General features: G+C 33.6%; 18 protein-coding genes. 14 read left to right on the top strand and 4 right to left on the bottom strand.

All coding sequences use genetic code 11. The annotated features are described in order from the left end of the window. Positions 1-99: 99 nt before the first annotated feature. Positions 100-2,574, bottom strand: coding sequence for a TonB-dependent receptor (locus tag BUA46_RS06000; RefSeq protein WP_019387399.1), 2,475 nt, complete (start codon positions 2,572-2,574; stop codon positions 100-102). Positions 2,575-2,680: 106 nt separating this feature from the next. Here BUA46_RS06000 and BUA46_RS05995 point away from each other — a divergent pair, with 106 nt between their 5' ends. Next, a complete protein-coding gene (locus tag BUA46_RS05995; RefSeq protein WP_019387398.1) occupies positions 2,681-3,043 on the top strand; it encodes a CoA-binding protein in 363 nt (120 codons plus the stop codon). On the opposite strand, the gene BUA46_RS05990 is transcribed toward BUA46_RS05995, so the two are convergent. Beyond that, a complete protein-coding gene (locus BUA46_RS05990; RefSeq protein WP_019387397.1) occupies positions 3,014-4,462 on the bottom strand; it encodes a sodium:solute symporter in 1,449 nt (482 codons plus the stop codon). The genes BUA46_RS05995 and BUA46_RS05990 overlap by 30 nt on opposite strands. Positions 4,463-4,629: 167 nt before the next feature. Here BUA46_RS05990 and recR point away from each other — a divergent pair, with 167 nt between their 5' ends. From recR to BUA46_RS05930, 12 genes are all read left to right on the top strand, one after another. Then, positions 4,630-5,247 (top strand): recombination mediator RecR, encoded by a 618-nt coding sequence (gene recR, locus BUA46_RS05985; RefSeq protein WP_019387396.1) that lies wholly within the window; start codon positions 4,630-4,632, stop codon positions 5,245-5,247. A gap of 12 nt (positions 5,248-5,259) precedes the next feature. Beyond that, positions 5,260-6,360: a glycosyltransferase family 2 protein gene (locus BUA46_RS05980; protein WP_019387395.1), complete on the top strand. Its 1,101-nt coding sequence runs from the start codon at positions 5,260-5,262 to the stop codon at positions 6,358-6,360. Between the two features lie 86 nt (positions 6,361-6,446). Continuing rightward, positions 6,447-7,778, top strand: a complete 1,332-nt coding sequence (locus BUA46_RS05975; RefSeq protein ID WP_026010025.1) for a dihydrolipoamide acetyltransferase family protein — start codon at positions 6,447-6,449, stop codon at positions 7,776-7,778. A gap of 92 nt (positions 7,779-7,870) precedes the next feature. Continuing rightward, positions 7,871-8,647 (top strand): 3'-5' exonuclease, encoded by a 777-nt coding sequence (locus BUA46_RS05970; RefSeq protein ID WP_019387393.1) that lies wholly within the window; start codon positions 7,871-7,873, stop codon positions 8,645-8,647. 160 nt (positions 8,648-8,807) lie between these two features. Then, a complete protein-coding gene (locus BUA46_RS05965) occupies positions 8,808-9,419 on the top strand; it encodes a fumarylacetoacetate hydrolase family protein (protein ID WP_019387392.1) in 612 nt (203 codons plus the stop codon). A 1-nt stretch (position 9,420) separates the two neighbouring features. Further along, positions 9,421-9,762 (top strand): Hpt domain-containing protein, encoded by a 342-nt coding sequence (locus tag BUA46_RS05960; protein ID WP_019387391.1) that lies wholly within the window; start codon positions 9,421-9,423, stop codon positions 9,760-9,762. A 3-nt stretch (positions 9,763-9,765) separates the two neighbouring features. Further along, positions 9,766-11,016 (top strand): competence/damage-inducible protein A, encoded by a 1,251-nt coding sequence (locus BUA46_RS05955; protein WP_019387390.1) that lies wholly within the window; start codon positions 9,766-9,768, stop codon positions 11,014-11,016. Between the two features lie 82 nt (positions 11,017-11,098). After that, on the top strand, positions 11,099-11,335 hold the full coding sequence (rpmB, locus tag BUA46_RS05950; protein ID WP_019387389.1) for a 50S ribosomal protein L28: 237 nt from the start codon (positions 11,099-11,101) through the stop codon (positions 11,333-11,335). 25 nt (positions 11,336-11,360) lie between these two features. Beyond that, positions 11,361-11,543, top strand: a complete 183-nt coding sequence (gene rpmG / locus BUA46_RS05945) for a 50S ribosomal protein L33 (protein WP_007648529.1) — start codon at positions 11,361-11,363, stop codon at positions 11,541-11,543. A 6-nt stretch (positions 11,544-11,549) separates the two neighbouring features. Then, the gene (locus BUA46_RS05940) at positions 11,550-11,702 is read left to right on the top strand and encodes a DUF4295 domain-containing protein (RefSeq protein ID WP_019387388.1); all 153 of its coding nucleotides are present in this window, start codon (positions 11,550-11,552) and stop codon (positions 11,700-11,702) included. A gap of 275 nt (positions 11,703-11,977) precedes the next feature. Further along, positions 11,978-12,952: a signal recognition particle-docking protein FtsY gene (gene ftsY, locus BUA46_RS05935; RefSeq protein ID WP_019387387.1), complete on the top strand. Its 975-nt coding sequence runs from the start codon at positions 11,978-11,980 to the stop codon at positions 12,950-12,952. 66 nt (positions 12,953-13,018) lie between these two features. Beyond that, complete coding sequence (locus tag BUA46_RS05930) at positions 13,019-13,447, top strand: SRPBCC family protein (protein WP_019387386.1); 429 nt, start codon at positions 13,019-13,021, stop codon at positions 13,445-13,447. Here the strand turns inward: BUA46_RS05930 and BUA46_RS05925 are convergent. Continuing rightward, positions 13,444-14,517 (bottom strand): serine hydrolase domain-containing protein, encoded by a 1,074-nt coding sequence (locus tag BUA46_RS05925; protein WP_019387385.1) that lies wholly within the window; start codon positions 14,515-14,517, stop codon positions 13,444-13,446. The two genes, BUA46_RS05930 and BUA46_RS05925, sit on opposite strands and share 4 nt — an antisense overlap. Positions 14,518-14,653: 136 nt before the next feature. Between BUA46_RS05925 and rimO the strand changes: the two genes are divergently transcribed. Further along, positions 14,654-15,964 carry a 30S ribosomal protein S12 methylthiotransferase RimO gene (gene rimO / locus BUA46_RS05920; RefSeq protein ID WP_019387384.1) on the top strand — a complete coding sequence of 437 codons (1,311 nt, stop codon included), beginning with the start codon at positions 14,654-14,656 and terminating at the stop codon, positions 15,962-15,964. Positions 15,965-15,967: 3 nt separating this feature from the next. On the opposite strand, the gene ttcA is transcribed toward rimO, so the two are convergent. Next, positions 15,968-16,789: a tRNA 2-thiocytidine(32) synthetase TtcA gene (gene ttcA / locus BUA46_RS05915; protein ID WP_143148081.1), complete on the bottom strand. Its 822-nt coding sequence runs from the start codon at positions 16,787-16,789 to the stop codon at positions 15,968-15,970. Positions 16,790-16,825 lie beyond the last annotated feature (36 nt).

The raw sequence follows: 16,825 nt of genomic DNA, 5'->3' as shown, positions 1-16,825 counted from the left end.
AATAAACAAAACCCCTAAATCGTAAAGATTTAGGGGTTTCTTATTTAATAAATCCAGATAAATACTAACCATCAAATATTTGAGGACTATTAAATAATTCTATAAAAATCCGCCACCACCAGATTTGGTATTGTCATCACGTTGTTTTCTGCGCAGTGCACGGTATTTATTTCCGCCAAATCGATAAGAAAGGGCTATGTTCCAGGTGTTACTCTCCCAATTAAATCCACCTACCGATGGGTAGGGTGTATCGCCTTCAAACTCAAATTTCATGGTATTTAAAATATCGCTATAATTAAAACTAAACGTTGCTCTGTCGTCTTCTAAGAAGCTATAGCGCATTCCTGTATTAACCATAAACATGGGCAATCTTGTAAACTGAATTCCTTTTTCTTCGCCTCGATACATTGTAAATAAAGAGAAACTTAGTTTTTTTGATACTTTAAAATTATTAAACGCTCTCAGGTTCCAAATCACATTATCTACCTCGGTATCTAATCTCACAATATCATCAACGGTTGCATTATCAATATCATCGGTATCAATAATTTCGGTAATACCTCGTTGCGTTTGAGAATACAAATCAAAACTAGCATTTAAACTCCACCATTTTGTTGGACGATAATTAGTAGATAATTCTAAACCAAATGCTGTGGTGTTATCAAAATTGTCGAATGATAAAATGGCATTCCCTAAAGTAACATCAGTTCTGTCGATATAAACGTACCTATTAATATTGTCTTCAATTATTCTATAAAACACACCTGCTGTTATACTACCGTTTTTAAGTTGTCGGGTATAATTTGTTTCCATAGAATTTGTAAATTGTGGTTGTAACTGTGTATTTCCAAAAGAAGAAATACGCGGTGTACTCCATTCTCTAATTGGATTTACTTGTTGTAAACCAGGACGATCAACACGTCTGCTAAAACTTAATTGATATGAATTTTTTTCAGAAGGATTGAAAGTTAAAAATGCTGAAGGATACACTTGAAAATAATCATTGGTAAACGGAATTAATTCTGTACTATTATCATCAAAAGTTCTTAAGGCATCTGCCGAAACGTTAACTTGTTCTGCACGAACACCTAATTGATAATTCCACTTTTCAAGGGTTTTTCCGAACGTAAAATATGCCGAATAAATATCTCTGTTATAGGTAAAATCTGTGCTTGGGGTTGGTATAATATTGGCGTCGCTAGAAAAGGTCTGTCCTGTAGAAGAATAATCAATATCCGAATCAAAAAGTCGTGCTTCTAATCCTGCTTCAATTTTAGTTTTTTCGTTTATTGGTTTAACATAATCTACGTTTACTGTAGTTTGATTACGCTTGGTATCCACATTGTCAACATAATTTGGTGGAAAACTAAAATTAAAGAAATCGAAATTCGCAATTTCATCATTTTCAAAATCGTTATAATCAATTTCAATGTCTAATGTTTCGTTTTCATCAGTAAACTCAAGTTTATAGGCTAGATTATATTGCCCTGAACTGTTTTCAGAATCATTGCTAAATAATTGACTTTGTGTAAAAGTATTATCAGTAATAATTGTGCTTCCAAACCCATCACCTTGAAAAATATTTTGATTGGTAAAAAACGAAATGGTGTTTTTATCGTTCATATAAAAATCAACACCTATTTTGTATAAGTGCGATTTATTATTGTTTCCAAATTTAAAATCTTGTCGAGTATTATCGTCCAACCTGTCAATACCTCCAAAGTTGTCGTACTTACCAATATTGTTTCCGTAGTTGCCATAAAAATTGAATTTACCATTTCTATAATTCATATCAATAGAACTATTAAATTTAGCAAACACTTCTTTAGTAACACCAACGTTTAAATTTCCGTTAAAACCAATTTGAGTGTTTTTATGGAGTTTAATGTTAATAATACCACTCATGCCTTCAGGATTATACTTGGCAGAAGGGTTAGTAATTAGTTCAATTTGTTTTATCGAAGTAGATGGTATTTGTTTTAAAAGTTGAGCAATTGGCACATTACTGAGTTTACCATCAACCATAACACGAACGTTTTCGTTGCCTCGTAAACTAATGTTACCTGTTTGCTGATCTACACTTACAGACGGGATATTGTTCATAATATCACTCGCACTCGCACCAGCAGTTGTTAGGTCTTTTCCTATAGTAATTACTTTTCTATCTACTTTTTGTTGTATTGTTGAAACATCGGCTACAACGGTAACTTCATCCAAGCCTTCAGCTTCTTCTTCTAATAAAACATCGCCTAAATTAACTTTGTAATTACCTTTGCCAATTGTTATATTCTTGTTTACCGTTTTGTATCCTATGTATTGAATACTAACTACAACTTTTCCTTCTTCAATTTTCTCAATAATAAAGGATCCATCGTCAAGTGTTATACTTCCAGTAACTGTTTTGCCAGCATCATTTTTAATAATAATGTTAACATAGGGTAAGGGTTCTTTTAAAGTGGCGTCTAAAACTCTACCTGAAATAGTTCCGGTTTTATCATCTTTGGGGTCTGTGTTTGTAGCTTGTACTGTAAAAAAAGAAAATAGAACAGCACATAAAATGAATAAACTTCTCATTTGATTTGTTTGGTTTTTTGATTGATATATCTAAAATAGACGAAAAAACTTAACTTCTGTTACTATATTTAGTGGATATTAACAGTCTTTTAACTTTTATTAACGAATGAATAAACCTACGTTGGTGCTTGGGGCATCTTTAAAACCTAATAGATATTCTTACTATGCTATACAAAGATTGGTAGCTAACAACATTGAAGTCAAGGCTTTGGGAATGCGAACTGGAGAAGTTTCTGGTATAACAATTGAGACCGAAAAATTACCTTTTGAAAATATTGATACCGTTACGTTGTATTTAAATCCGAAAAGACAAAAGGAATATTATGATTATATACTGGCACTAAATCCAAGACGTGTTATTTTTAATCCTGGAACGGAAAATCCTGAATTTTATAAAATTTTAAAAGAGAATAATATTGAATTTGAAGCTGCTTGTACTTTAGTGTTGCTTTCTACGAATCAATATTAAACCTAAAAATGTCAATATGCCGTTTATAATTAGTATTTCAAAACCAATTTGATAACCACTTAATATATCTACGGAGTAAGCATTAATAATATAGGAAACAATTGGAGCAATAATAGCAACAATCCATACATATTGATCTTTAAGTTGAATTTTAGTATAAATTCCAAAAGCAAATAAACCCAATAATGGTCCGTAAGTGTATCCTGCCGCTTTAAAAAGCTCCCAGATAACCGATACATCTTTAAAAATAGCATCAAAGAGAACAATAACAACAACAAGCAGCAAGCTAATAAAAACATGTGTTCGTTTTCTAATTCGTTTTTGCGACGCTTTGGGTTTTTTATCTAATTCAATAATATCAATACAAAACGAAGTGGTTAACGATGTTAAAGCAGAATCGGCACTGGAATAAGCCGCAGCAATAAGTCCTAACAAAAAGAATGCTGAGGTAAGTACACCAATTTCTGGTAACATGGCTATGGTAGGAAATAAGTCGTCTTTTTTAGCTGTAATTCCATGTTGATTAGCGTATTGTGTAAGCATCAAACCCAAAACTAAAAACAAAATATTCACAAAAATTAATACAATACTAAACGACACCATATTTTTTTGAGCCTCTTTGAGGTTTTTACAAGTCAGGTTTTTTTGCATCATGTCTTGGTCTAGTCCCGTCATGGTAATAGTAATAAACATACCTGCTAGAAAACTTTTAATAAAATATTGCGCATCGTTCACATCGTCTAAGAAAAAAACTTTACTCATGGCGCTTTCTTTTACATTGGAGTAAACCTCAGAAACACTATTTAAATCTAATGCCGAGGCCAAAAAACCAATAGTAATAACTACTGATACCAACATGAAAAGCGTTTGAAGCGTATCGGTAAAAATGATTGTTTTTATTCCACCTTTAAACGTATAAAGCCATATCAAAGCTATAGTGATAATTACTGTAATTGTAAAAGGTACCTGAAATTGATCAAAGATGAGTAACTGTAATACTTTTGCAACTAAAAACAACCTAAAAGATGCACCAACAACACGAGAAATTAAAAAGGCGACAGAGCCTGTTTTGTAACTAACATTCCCAAATCGGTCTTTTAAATAAGTGTATATAGAGGTTAAATTGAGCTTGTAGTAAATAGGTAATAACACATAAGCGATAACTAGATACCCGAAAAAATACCCAAATACCACTTGTAAATATCCAAATTGTTTGGCTTCAACAGCACCGGGAACCGAGATGAAAGTTACACCTGAAAGCGATGCTCCAATCATGCCAAAAGCAACTAAATACCAAGGTGCCGATTTGTTGGCTTTAAAAAAAGCTTCGTTGCTGTCTTCTTTACCTGTGAAGTAAGAGATTAATATCAAAACAACAAAATAGGCTGCTATAAGTAGCATGATTTGAGTGGTGCTCATAAAAACGATTTTTTCAGGATTTGAAAGTACAAATATTAATTGAAAAAGTGTGTTTAGGGATTTTTGTGAGATAATTAAGGGCTGTAAACAACTAAAGCTTATCGTTAAAGTGTTAAAAGGGTAATTTAAAATTAGTGAAATTCAGGTCTAAATAGTAATTTCGCTGAATGGAATTTTCTTCAAAATTATTGGAGCGTGCAGTAAACGAAATGTCTCAATTGCCAGGTATTGGTAAGCGAACAGCATTACGTTTAGTTTTACATATGTTGAGGCAGCCTAAAGAGCAGACATTAGCATTATCTGAAGCACTTCAAACCATGCGAAAGGAAATAAAATTTTGCAAATCTTGCCATAATATTAGTGATGTTGAGCTTTGTGAGCTTTGTGCCAACCCAAAACGAAATACCCAAATTATCTGTGTTGTAGAAGATATAAGAGATGTTATGGCTATTGAAAACACAAGTTCGTTTAAAGGCTTGTATCATGTTTTAGGAGGAAAAATTTCTCCTATGGATGGTATTGGTCCGCATGATTTAAATATTGAAACATTGGTAAATAAAGTAAAGGAAGGTGAAGTTACAGAACTTATTTTAGCATTAAGCTCTACTATGGAAGGCGATACAACCAACTTTTATATCTACAAGCAAATTAAAGATTACAATGTAACCACTTCTACCATAGCCAGAGGAATTTCGGTAGGCGATGAGTTGGAATATGCAGATGAAATTACCCTTGGAAGAAGTATTGTAAACCGAATTCCATTTGAATCTTCCATAAAACTATAAAGCCAATAGCATTTGAAACTATCTGTAGTTATTTTAAATTATAAGGTTCAATATTTCTTGGAATTATGTCTAAGAAGTGTTGAAGCAGCCATTTCGAGTATTGATGCTGAAATAATTGTTGTGGATAATAATTCAGCAGATGGAAGTTGCCAAATGGTAAAAAACTTATTTCCAGATGTTATCCTCATTGAAAATAAACGGAATGATGGTTTTTCAAAAGGGAATAATATTGGAGTTGAAAGAGCAAAAGGTGAATATTTATGCATATTAAATCCTGATACTGTCGTTGCTGAAGATACCTTTCTAAAACTTTTAGATTTCTCGACGGATAAAGATAAACTGGGTATTGTTGGCTGTAAATTAATAGATGGTAGAGGGAATTTTTTACCCGAAAGTAAACGAAAAGTACCTTATGTTAAAGCTTCATTTAAAAAACTAATGGGAAACCCAGAAGATTACTATGCAACTCATATTCAAGAAAATGAAATTAGCAAAGTTGAGATTTTAGTGGGGGCTTTCATGTTTTTAAAAAAATCGGTTTATCAAGCCATAGAAGGGTTTGATGAAGATTATTTCATGTATGGTGAAGATATTGATATTTCATATAAAGCACTGAAGCATGGTTTCGAAAATTACTATTACGGTGATACAACAATCATTCATTTTAAAGGCGAAAGTACGTTAAGAGATAAAAATTATGCACGCCGTTTTTATGGAGCAATGCAAATTTTTTACAAAAAACATTTCAAGAAAAATGTGTTGTTCGATTTGTTTGTTTCTTTCGGAATTAGCTTTGTATATTTTTTTAGAAAGCAACACATTAAGAAGATTAAAAATGTAAAACGATATGTGTTCATTTCTAATCGAAAAAGTGAGCAATTAAATAAAGTTTTAGAAAAGGAAGTTGTTTTACAGCAAAATTTACAACATATTGAAAACGAATCAGAAGTTATATTTGATGCTAATATGCTAAGTTATAAAGAGATTATTACTTTCATGGACACGAATACGTTAGATGCCACAATAACCTTTAAAATCTGGCCTAAAAGCTCTAAATTTGCAATTGGAAGTGATGATGCAATAAGCCGAGGTGAGGTTATTAGATTAGCATAGTATTTTTTGAAGATAATAAGACGAAATACTAGTTTTTTTGCTAATTTTGCAAAATAAAATAAAAAATCAAGTAGTAGATTATTAATATGGCAAAGTTTGAGCTTAAATTACCAAAAATGGGGGAGAGTGTTGCAGAAGCAACAATAACATCTTGGTTGAAAAATGTTGGTGATACTATTGAAATGGACGATCCTGTATTGGAAATTGCAACAGATAAAGTAGATAGTGAAGTGCCAAGTGAAGTTGATGGTGTTTTAGTTGAACGCTTTTTCAATGTTGATGATGTGGTTCAAGTTGGTCAAGTATTGGCTATTATTGAAACTGAAGGAGATGAAACTGATGAAGCCGAAGAATCAACCAAGGTTGAAGAGGAAATAGTTCCTGAAGTTGCAGTTCAAGAAATAGAAGAAACCATTACTAAAGCTAAAGAAACTGTAGCTCCTGCAGTATCTACAAGCGATCGTTTTTATTCGCCGTTAGTTAAAAATATTGCTAAGGCAGAAGGAGTTTCTCAAGCAGAATTAGATCAAATTTCTGGAACAGGAAAAGATGGTCGGGTTACTAAAAACGATATTCTAGATTATATTAAAAATAAAGGTAGTCAACAACAACCTGCTGCCACCAAATCTCAGCCAACAGTGGCGTCAGTAGCACCAGTTAATACTGAATCGTTGCCAAAACAAGATAAACCTGTCGTTGTATCAAACGGTGAAGATGAAATTATAGAAATGACCAGAATGGGTAAACTTATTGCGCATCATATGGTTGAATCTGTTCAAACCTCTGCACATGTGCAAAGTTTTATTGAGGCTGATGTAACGAATATCTGGAATTGGAGAAAGAAAGTCAAAGATGCTTTTATGAAGCGTGAAGGCGAAAACTTAACGTTTACGCCAATTTTTATGGAAGCTATTGCAAAAGCTTTACGCGATTATCCGATGATGAATATTTCTGTTCAAGGTGACAAAATCATTAAAAAGAAAAACATCAATCTAGGTATGGCTGCTGCTTTGCCAGATGGAAATTTAATAGTACCTGTTATTAAAAATGCCGACCAATTAAATTTGGTAGGGATGACGAAGCAAGTAAATGATTTAGCTAATCGTGCAAGAATAGGTAAATTAAAACCAGATGATACTCAAGGCGGAACTTATACGGTTACTAATGTTGGTACATTTGGAAGTATTATGGGTACACCAATTATTAATCAGCCACAAGTTGGTATTTTAGCACTTGGTGCTATTAGAAAAGTACCTGCGGTAATTGAAACTCCAGAAGGCGATTTTATAGGTATTCGATACAAAATGTTCTTATCACATTCATACGATCATCGTGTGGTTAATGGTGCTTTAGGTGGGCAATTTGTAAAAGCAGTTACAGATTATCTTGAGGCTTGGGACATGAATAGAGAGATATAAATGAAGTAAAGTAATCAATAGTTAAGCCCGACCTTAAAAACGGTTGGGTTTTTTTATTTTTGTAAAAAATTAGTATTAAACCACCAGAATTAATGCAGTTAAACTTAACAAAACCAATTTGTTTTTTCGATTTAGAAACAACGGGAATTAATATAACAAACGATCGTATTGTTGAGATTTCAATTTTAAAAGTGTTTCCTAATGGGACACAAGAAAGCAAAACGTGGTTAGTAAATCCTGAAATGCCTATTCCAAAAGAAGTAACAGAAATTCATGGTATTACAGACGAGAAAGTAGCGAATGAGCCTACTTTTAAAGAACTAGCCAAAGAGATTTATGACATGATTAAAGATTCTGATTTGGGTGGGTTTAATTCCAACCGATTTGATATCCCCTTGTTAGCGGAAGAAATGTTGCGCGCCGAAATTGATTTTGATATGAAAAATAGAGTGGCCATTGATGTGCAAACCATTTTTCATAAAATGGAACAACGTACTTTAAGTGCTGCGTATAAATTTTACTGCGACGAAAATCTAGATGATGCACACAGTGCGGAGGCCGATACTATGGCTACTTACGAGGTATTAAAGGCGCAATTAGCTAAATATGACGAATTGGAAAATGATACTAAATTTTTAGCAGAATTTAGCTCGCGTAAAAAGTTTGCAGATTTTGCAGGTTTTATAGCGTATAATAAAAAAGGAGAAGAGTGTTTTTCTTTTGGAAAGCATAAAGGCAAGTTGGTAACGGAAGTTTTAGAAAAGGAACCAGGTTATTTTGGCTGGTTGTTAAATGCCGATTTTCCGTTGTACACCAAAAAGGTGTTAACAGCTATAAAGCTTAGAAGTTTTAATAATAAATTAGGATAGTATAGGCTTAAATTTTTGTGCCTAAAATATCTGGATATTTCGCATTAGAGATTGCAATTGAAAGCCCAAACTCAGGAACGAACGAGGACGTGCAATGTAAAGCCCGACCCTTGTGGTAACCTGCTTGCCGGTAGGCAGGCGCCCAAATAAATTTTAATGAATGAAATTAATTTGTATTGGTAGAAATTATACCGAACACATAAAAGAGTTAAAAAACGAAAAACCAACCGATCCTGTGGTGTTTTTAAAGCCTGATACCGCAATTTTGCTCAAAAAACAGCCATTTTTTATTCCAGATTTTTCGGATGATGTGCATTATGAAGTTGAGGTTTTGGTGAAAATAAACAAGGTTGGAAAGTATATTGATAAGAAATTTGCCCATAAGTATTATGATGAGATTGGGTTGGGTATTGACTTTACTGCTCGCGATTTACAAAGTACATTAAAAGCCAAAGGATTACCTTGGGAGAAGGCAAAAGCTTTTGATGGAGCTGCTGTAATTGGCAAATGGATTGATAAAAAGGAGATTGAAAATATTGATGCATTAAATTTTTCTTTAAAAAAGAATGAAGAAATTGTACAAAATGGAAATACAAGCCATATGCTTTGGAAAATTGATGAATTAATAGAATATGTGTCGAAATATTTTACTTTAAAGATTGGAGATATTATATTTACAGGTACACCAGCAGGAGTTGGCAAAGTTATTGCTAATGATAAGTTAAAAGGATTTATAGAAAACAAAGAAATGTTTTCGATAACAGTTAAATAACATGGAATTAAATTACAAATTACACCGAGTACGAGAATTAGCTGATAATGATGAGGATTTTATAGCCTCGTTAGCCGAAGCTTTTTTAGAAGAAGTTCCTGAAGATGCAGAGCGTTTAAAAAATGCGGTTGCAGAAAAAAATTATCAGGAAGCTTATCAGGCAGCACATAAAATGAAGCCTACGGTTGATTTATTTGAACTTGGTGTTTTAGATAAATTAATTGAGGTACAAGATTGGGGTAAGTTTACTAAAACTGAAGAGGATGTAACGACTCAGTTAGAAATTGTACTTACCGCGGTTGAAAAAGCTAGTGCCGAAATAAAATCTGATTTTAAATTATAGCTTATGATAGCCGAAATTATAACCATCGGCGACGAACTATTAATTGGCCAGGTTATAGATACCAATTCTTCTTTTATTGCTAAACAGCTTAATAAAATTGGAGTATCTATTTATCAAATTACATCGGTACAAGATGAAAAGTCGCATATTCTTCAAGCCTTAAGCGACGCAGAACACCGTGTAGATATTGTTATTATTACTGGTGGTTTAGGGCCAACTAAAGACGATATTACCAAAAAAACCATTGCAGAATATTTTAATGATTCGTTAGTTCGAGATGATTCTGTACTTCAAAATATTGAAACGATTTGGAAGCAACATGTAAGAACAACGTTGCTTCAAGTGAATAAAGATCAGGCTTTAATCCCATCAAAATCAAAACCTTTAATGAATAGGTTGGGCACTGCACCTGGGATGTGGATAGAAAAAGCGGAAAAAGTTTTTATTTCGCTACCAGGAGTACCTTATGAAATGAAAGCTTTAATCGATTATGAAGTTATTCCAAAATTAACTGATAAATACCATTGTCCTTTCATTTTACATAGAACTCTGATGGTTTATGGTCTTGGCGAAAGCGCACTGGCCGAAAGAATAGAAGCTTGGGAAGATGCATTACCAGAACATATTAAACTCGCTTACTTACCTAATCTGGGGCAAATGCGTCTACGTTTATCAACAAAAGGCTTTGATGAGCAGAAGTTAAAAAGAGAAGTACAAGAACAAATTGATAAAGTATTACCTTATATAAAAGATGAATTTGCTGGATTTGAAGACGAAGAAGGCTCTGTTGAAATGGTTATTGCTAAACAATTAACTAAAATTGGAAAAACATTGGCAATTGCCGAAAGCTGCACAGGTGGTGCGGTAGCAGAACGTTTTACGGTGCATTCTGGAGCCTCAGCCTATTTTAAAGGCGGTGTTGTTACGTATTCTACACAATCAAAAATAAATGTTTTGCAGGTTCCAAAATCTTTAATAGATCAATATTCAGTAGTAAGCGCACAAGTTGCAGAAGCTATGGCTAAAAATGCATTGGATTTATTTCAATCAGATTATGCGATTGCGACAACCGGAAATGCGGGACCAACAAAAGGCGATTCTGATGCCGATGTGGGTACAGTTTTTATTGCTATTGCTACAAAAACACAAGTATATTCGCAGGAATTTAACTTCGGAAATTTACGCTTAAAAGTGATAAATAAAGCGGTAAATAAAGCTTTAGAAATGCTTCTAAAAGAAATTTTTAAAAATTGATAAAAATTAGGTTGTCATAATATAAAGAATTTGTATATTTGCACCTCGATTTTAAGCAACAAAGAATTTAAAGTTATATAGAATGTCAAGAGTTTGTGAACTTACAGGAAAGAAGGCCATGGTTGGAAACAATGTGTCTCATGCAATGAACAAAACTAAACGCAAGTTTCATGCGAATTTAGTTAAGAAACGTTTTTATATTCCAGAAGAAGACAGCTGGATAACTTTAAAAGTTTCTACATCTGCTTTGAAAACTATCAATAAAATAGGTATATCTGCAGCAATTAAGGAAGCAAAATCTAACGGATTTTTAAAATAATAGCTGTATTTAATAAGTAATAGACATGGCAAAGAAAGGTAATAGAATACAAGTAATATTAGAATGTACAGAGCATAAAGAGTCTGGTCAACCAGGAACTTCTCGTTACATCACTACAAAAAATAAAAAGAATACGCCAGATAGAATGGAAATTAAAAAATTCAATCCTATCCTTAAACGTATGACAGTTCATAAAGAGATAAAATAATAAGTCATGGCAAAGAAAACAGTAGCAACGTTACAAACATCTTCTAAGAGATTAACAAAAGCAATAAAAATGGTGAAATCACCTAAAACAGGGGCTTACATGTTTGTTGAATCAATCATGGCTCCAGAACTTACAAACGACTTTTTCAATAAAAAGTAAGAATAAGTTTTTTAAAATATACAAAGCTGCTTTCTTTATTGGAAGCAGCTTTTTTATGTTTATATTTGAGCGTAACTAAGTTTTTCTGCCATAATATCAGTAAAATAAATATGGTAAGGAATTTGCTTAATTGTTATTCGGGCGCCTGCCTACCGGCAGGCAGGTTACCACAAGGGTCGGGCTTTTCGCTATATCTTTTGCTTTGGCAAAAGGATGTCGCTACAATCCCTAACGCATAGTCAAGTATAAATGAAACAACCAATCAGATAATTGAAATGAGTTTTTTTAAAAAAATATTTTCTTCAGAAAAAAAGGAAACCCTAGATAAAGGTTTAGAAAAATCTAAATCTAGTTTTTTTGGTAAACTTAGTAAAGCCGTAGCAGGAAAGTCTAAAGTAGATGATGAGGTATTAGATAATCTTGAAGAAGTTTTAGTAAGTAGCGATGTTGGTGTAAACACCACTTTAAAAGTTATTGAACGCATAGAAGAGCGCGTATCTAAAGATAAATATTTAGGAACCGATGAGCTCAACCAAATCCTTCGTGAAGAAATTGCATCATTACTAAGTGAAACCAACGTTGGTGAAGAAACCGATTTCACAATTCCAGAATTACCTAAACAAGAAAACGGAACAAAAACACCATACGTATTAATGGTTGTAGGGGTTAATGGCGTTGGAAAAACAACAACAATAGGCAAGTTAGCTTATCAATTTAAAAAGCAAGGATTAAATGTGGTTCTTGGTGCTGCCGATACGTTTAGAGCGGCAGCCATAGATCAGCTTCAAGTTTGGGCAGACCGCGTAGAAGTGCCTATGGTAAGACAAGATATGGGCAGCGATCCTGCATCCGTAGCTTTCGATGCTTTAAAATCTGGCGTTAGTCAAGATGCCGATGTTATCATAATAGATACTGCAGGTCGTTTACATAATAAGGTAAACCTCATGAACGAGCTTACCAAAGTAAAACGCGTGATGCAAAAGGTAGTTGCCGATGCGCCTCATGATGTTTTATTGGTTTTAGATGGCTCAACAGGACAAAACGCATTCGAACAGGCTAAACAGTTTACAGCTGCTACAGAAGTTACTTCGTTAGCCGTAACCAAACTTGATGGAACTGCAAAAGGTGGTGTTGTTATAGGAATATCCGATCAATTTCAAATTCCAGTAAAGTATATTGGTGTTGGCGAAGGGATTGAAGATTTACAAGTTTTTAATAAATACGAGTTTGTAGATTCTTTTTTCAAATAATCGATTTTACTTCTTGAGGAGATAGGAATCCACTTTTTTTGCTATTTTTAATGTAAAACATTGAAAATGAGTTATAATATTTACCACAATCTCTTAATAAAAGCTTCGCCAAAGCAAGTTTTCGATGCGGTTTCGCAACCAGAACACTTAAATAATTGGTGGTCGCTAAAATCTTCAGGGAAACCAGAACTCAATTCAGAATACAACTTAAACTTTACAGATAAATACAATTGGTATTGTAAAGTTTCAAAAGTAAAAGTGAATGCATCTTTTCATTTAAAAATGACAGAATCTGACGAAGATTGGCTGCCCACAACCTTCGGATTTGAATTAGAACCAAAAGACAATGGTACGTATTTAAGATTCAGTCACCAAAATTGGCCAGAAATTAACGACCATTTTAAACATTCCTCGTTCTGTTGGGCGTTGCTTTTAAATGGCCTAAAAAATTATCTTGAAAAAGGTGTTGTCATTCCATTTGAAAGTCGTGCCTAATCGATAAAGGCGTTAATTTTAGCCCATAAGTCATTATCAAAATTAGATAAGGCAAAATTGTCGCCATCTGCGGCATCTCCTAATCGAACAACCACTAATTTTTTACTAGGCACCACATATATTTTTTGATCGTTTTTTCCTAAAGCAGCATACATATCATCTGGTGCATTCGGAACTAATTTACCATTAAATTCTAGCTGACTCTGTGGTAAATGATAACTCGATTTCCCATTAAGCCACCATAAATATCCATAAGCTTCATTGATGTTTTGAGATGTATTTATAGCTTCGTTTAAATAACTTTTTGAAACTATTTGTGTGCCATCCCAATTCCCATCGGCATAAATTAATAAGCCAAATCGTGCCATACTTAACGTGTTACTGGCATACACATTTAAATCACCTATGTTAAACCAACCGCCATTCATTCCAATTTTATCCTTCAGTTTGGAATTGAAATAATCATTCCAACTTCTATTAGAGGCCTCTGCAATAACATCTTGCATTTTTACATAAACATTATGATATGCCCATCGTGTTCCGGCATCGGCAACATATTGCAGATTACTTGAAGATACATCATCACCTAAAGTATCATCTAAACCGGAATTCATAGATAACAAATGTTTACACGTAATCAAGTTCTCTTTTTCCAAAGCAGCATTTGTCCAACCGGTCCCTAAATAGTCTGAAACTTTTTTGTTCATTGTAATTAGGCCTTCATCTTGTGCAATACCTGATAGGGTAGAAGTTAATGTCTTTCCAGCACTCGCCCAATACCAGAGTTTAGATTCATCATGATTATTAAAGTACGCCTCTAATACAATGCGGCCGTTGTAGAGCATTATAAAGCCTTTGGTGTTTTTTTCTTCTAAATAATTTAACAGTGATTGTTTTGCAGTTTCGTTGTATCCTAAATCTGTATCCAAAATTGTTTCCCAAGTATCAGTGTTAACTGGCGGAAAATAAAGATTAGTATTCGTAGGTCTTGATTCTTCTGAAGAATCATCAGATGAGCAGCTAAAAACAAATAAGGAAATGAAAATACAGTAATATAATATGGATTTCATAACGTAGGATTTCAAATTTGGACACTCAAATATATAAAAGGTTTAATTATAAAGAGTTATAAAATTTAAAAATCAAAATTCGTCAATCTAAAATCGTTAATCATTCCGTATCTTTGCGCCCTGATTTATAGATGGTATGCGCACAAAAACTCTTAAAAAGAACAAGATTAATGTTGTAACCCTTGGTTGTAGTAAAAATGTTTACGACAGCGAAGTGCTTATGGGGCAATTAAAAGCCAGCGGAAAAGATGTGGTACACGAAGAAGAAGGCAATATTGTTGTTATAAATACCTGCGGATTTATTAATAATGCGAAGGAAGAAAGTGTGAATACCATTCTGGAGTATATGCAGAAGAAAGAAGTTGGCGATGTGGATAAAGTGTTTGTAACAGGTTGTTTAAGTGAGCGTTACAAACCAGATTTGCAAAAAGAAATACCTAATGTAGATCAATATTTTGGAACCACAGAGTTGCCAGGTTTGTTAAAAGCTTTAGGTGCAGACTATAAACACGAATTGATTGGAGAGCGATTAACCACCACCCCAAAAAATTACGCGTATTTAAAAATTGCAGAAGGTTGCGACCGACCATGTTCTTTTTGCGCGATTCCAATCATGCGAGGGAAACATAAAAGTACGCCTATTGAAGAGATTGTTATTGAAGCTGAAAAGTTAGCGGCAAACGGAGTTAAAGAATTAATTTTAATTGCTCAAGATTTAACGTATTACGGGTTAGATTTATACAAAAAACGAAACCTTGCTGAATTGCTTGAAGCTTTAGTGAAGGTAGAAGGCGTGGAGTGGATTCGTTTGCATTATGCATTTCCAACAGGTTTTCCGTTGGATGTTTTAGACGTTATGAATCGTGAGCCAAAGATTTGTAATTATTTAGATATTCCGCTGCAGCATATTTCAGATGATATCTTAAAGAGTATGCGTCGTGGTACGACTAAAGAGAAAACAACTAAGTTAATTTCCCAATTTAGAGAAGCTGTTCCAGAAATGACTATTAGAACCACACTTATTGTGGGATATCCGGGAGAAACCGAAGCACATTTTCAAGAATTAAAACAATGGGTGAAAGACATGCGTTTTGAGCGTTTAGGCTGTTTTACTTATTCTCATGAAGAAAACACACATGCTTATAATTTAGAAGACGATGTGCCTGAAGAAGTTAAAATTGAAAGAGCCAACCAAATTATGGAAATTCAGTCGCAAATTTCTTGGGAGCTCAACCAACAAAAAATTGGTAAAACATTTAAAGTAGTTATTGATAGAAAAGAAGGGAATTACTTTATTGGGCGTACCGAGTTTGATTCGCCTGATGTTGATAACGAAGTTTTAATAGATGCTACAAAAACCTATTTAAAAACAGGAGAATTTGCTCGGGTTAAAATTATTGAAGCCGAAGATTTCGATTTATACGCTGAAGTTGTTACGGCGCAATAAATCTTAAACCAAACTGTTTTTAGGTATCAATTCTTCAAGCGTATTAAAGTTATAGATTTTATGGTCTAACAAATGTGACGGATACACGTTTTGTAAGGCATGCATCATCACAGAACTTCTATCAGGAAAATCCGTTTCCCAATCGGCTATCATTTGTTTTACTTTTTTACGTTGTAGGTTTTCTTGCGAACCACATAAATTACAAGGGATTATCGGGAAATTCATGTGATGCGCATACACCTCAATATCACTCTCTTTACAAAAAGCTAAAGGTCTTAAAATCACTAAATCGCCGGCGTCATTTTTAAATTTTGGAGGCATGGTTTCTAGTTTTCCAGCAAAAAAGAAATTTAATAAAAAGGTTTCTAAAATATCGTTTCTATGATGCCCTAATGCCAGTTTGTTACACCCTAAATCTTTGGCAGCTTCGTACAACGTGCCACGACGCAATCTCGAGCAAAGGCTACAGGTGGTTTTGCCTTCGGGTGTTTTTTCCATAACAACTTTATAGGTGTTTTTTTCTATAATTTTATAGTCAACCTCCAAGGCATCAAGATAGTTTGGTAAGACTTCTTCTGGAAAACCCGGTTGTTTTTGGTCGAGGTTAACCGCTATAATTTCAAACGAAATGGGTGCCACTTTTTGGAAGTGTAACATCATTTGCAACAAGGTGTAACTGTCTTTACCACCAGACAGACAAACCATAATTTTATCGCCATCTTCAATCATTGTAAATTGCTCGATAGCTGCACCTACTGCGCGGTGTAATTTTTTTGTAACCTGAACTAAATTTTCCATAGATGCAAAAATATTATTTAATCGCATAAAATGTAATATTTTAATACTTTTGAGTATGTATTT

Source organism: Algibacter luteus (assembly GCF_900141715.1).
GTDB classification, from domain to species: Bacteria; Bacteroidota; Bacteroidia; order Flavobacteriales; family Flavobacteriaceae; genus Arenitalea; species Arenitalea lutea.
The sequence above is the reverse complement of the archived record's forward strand: the minus strand, read 5'-3'. Positions and strand labels throughout refer to the sequence as shown.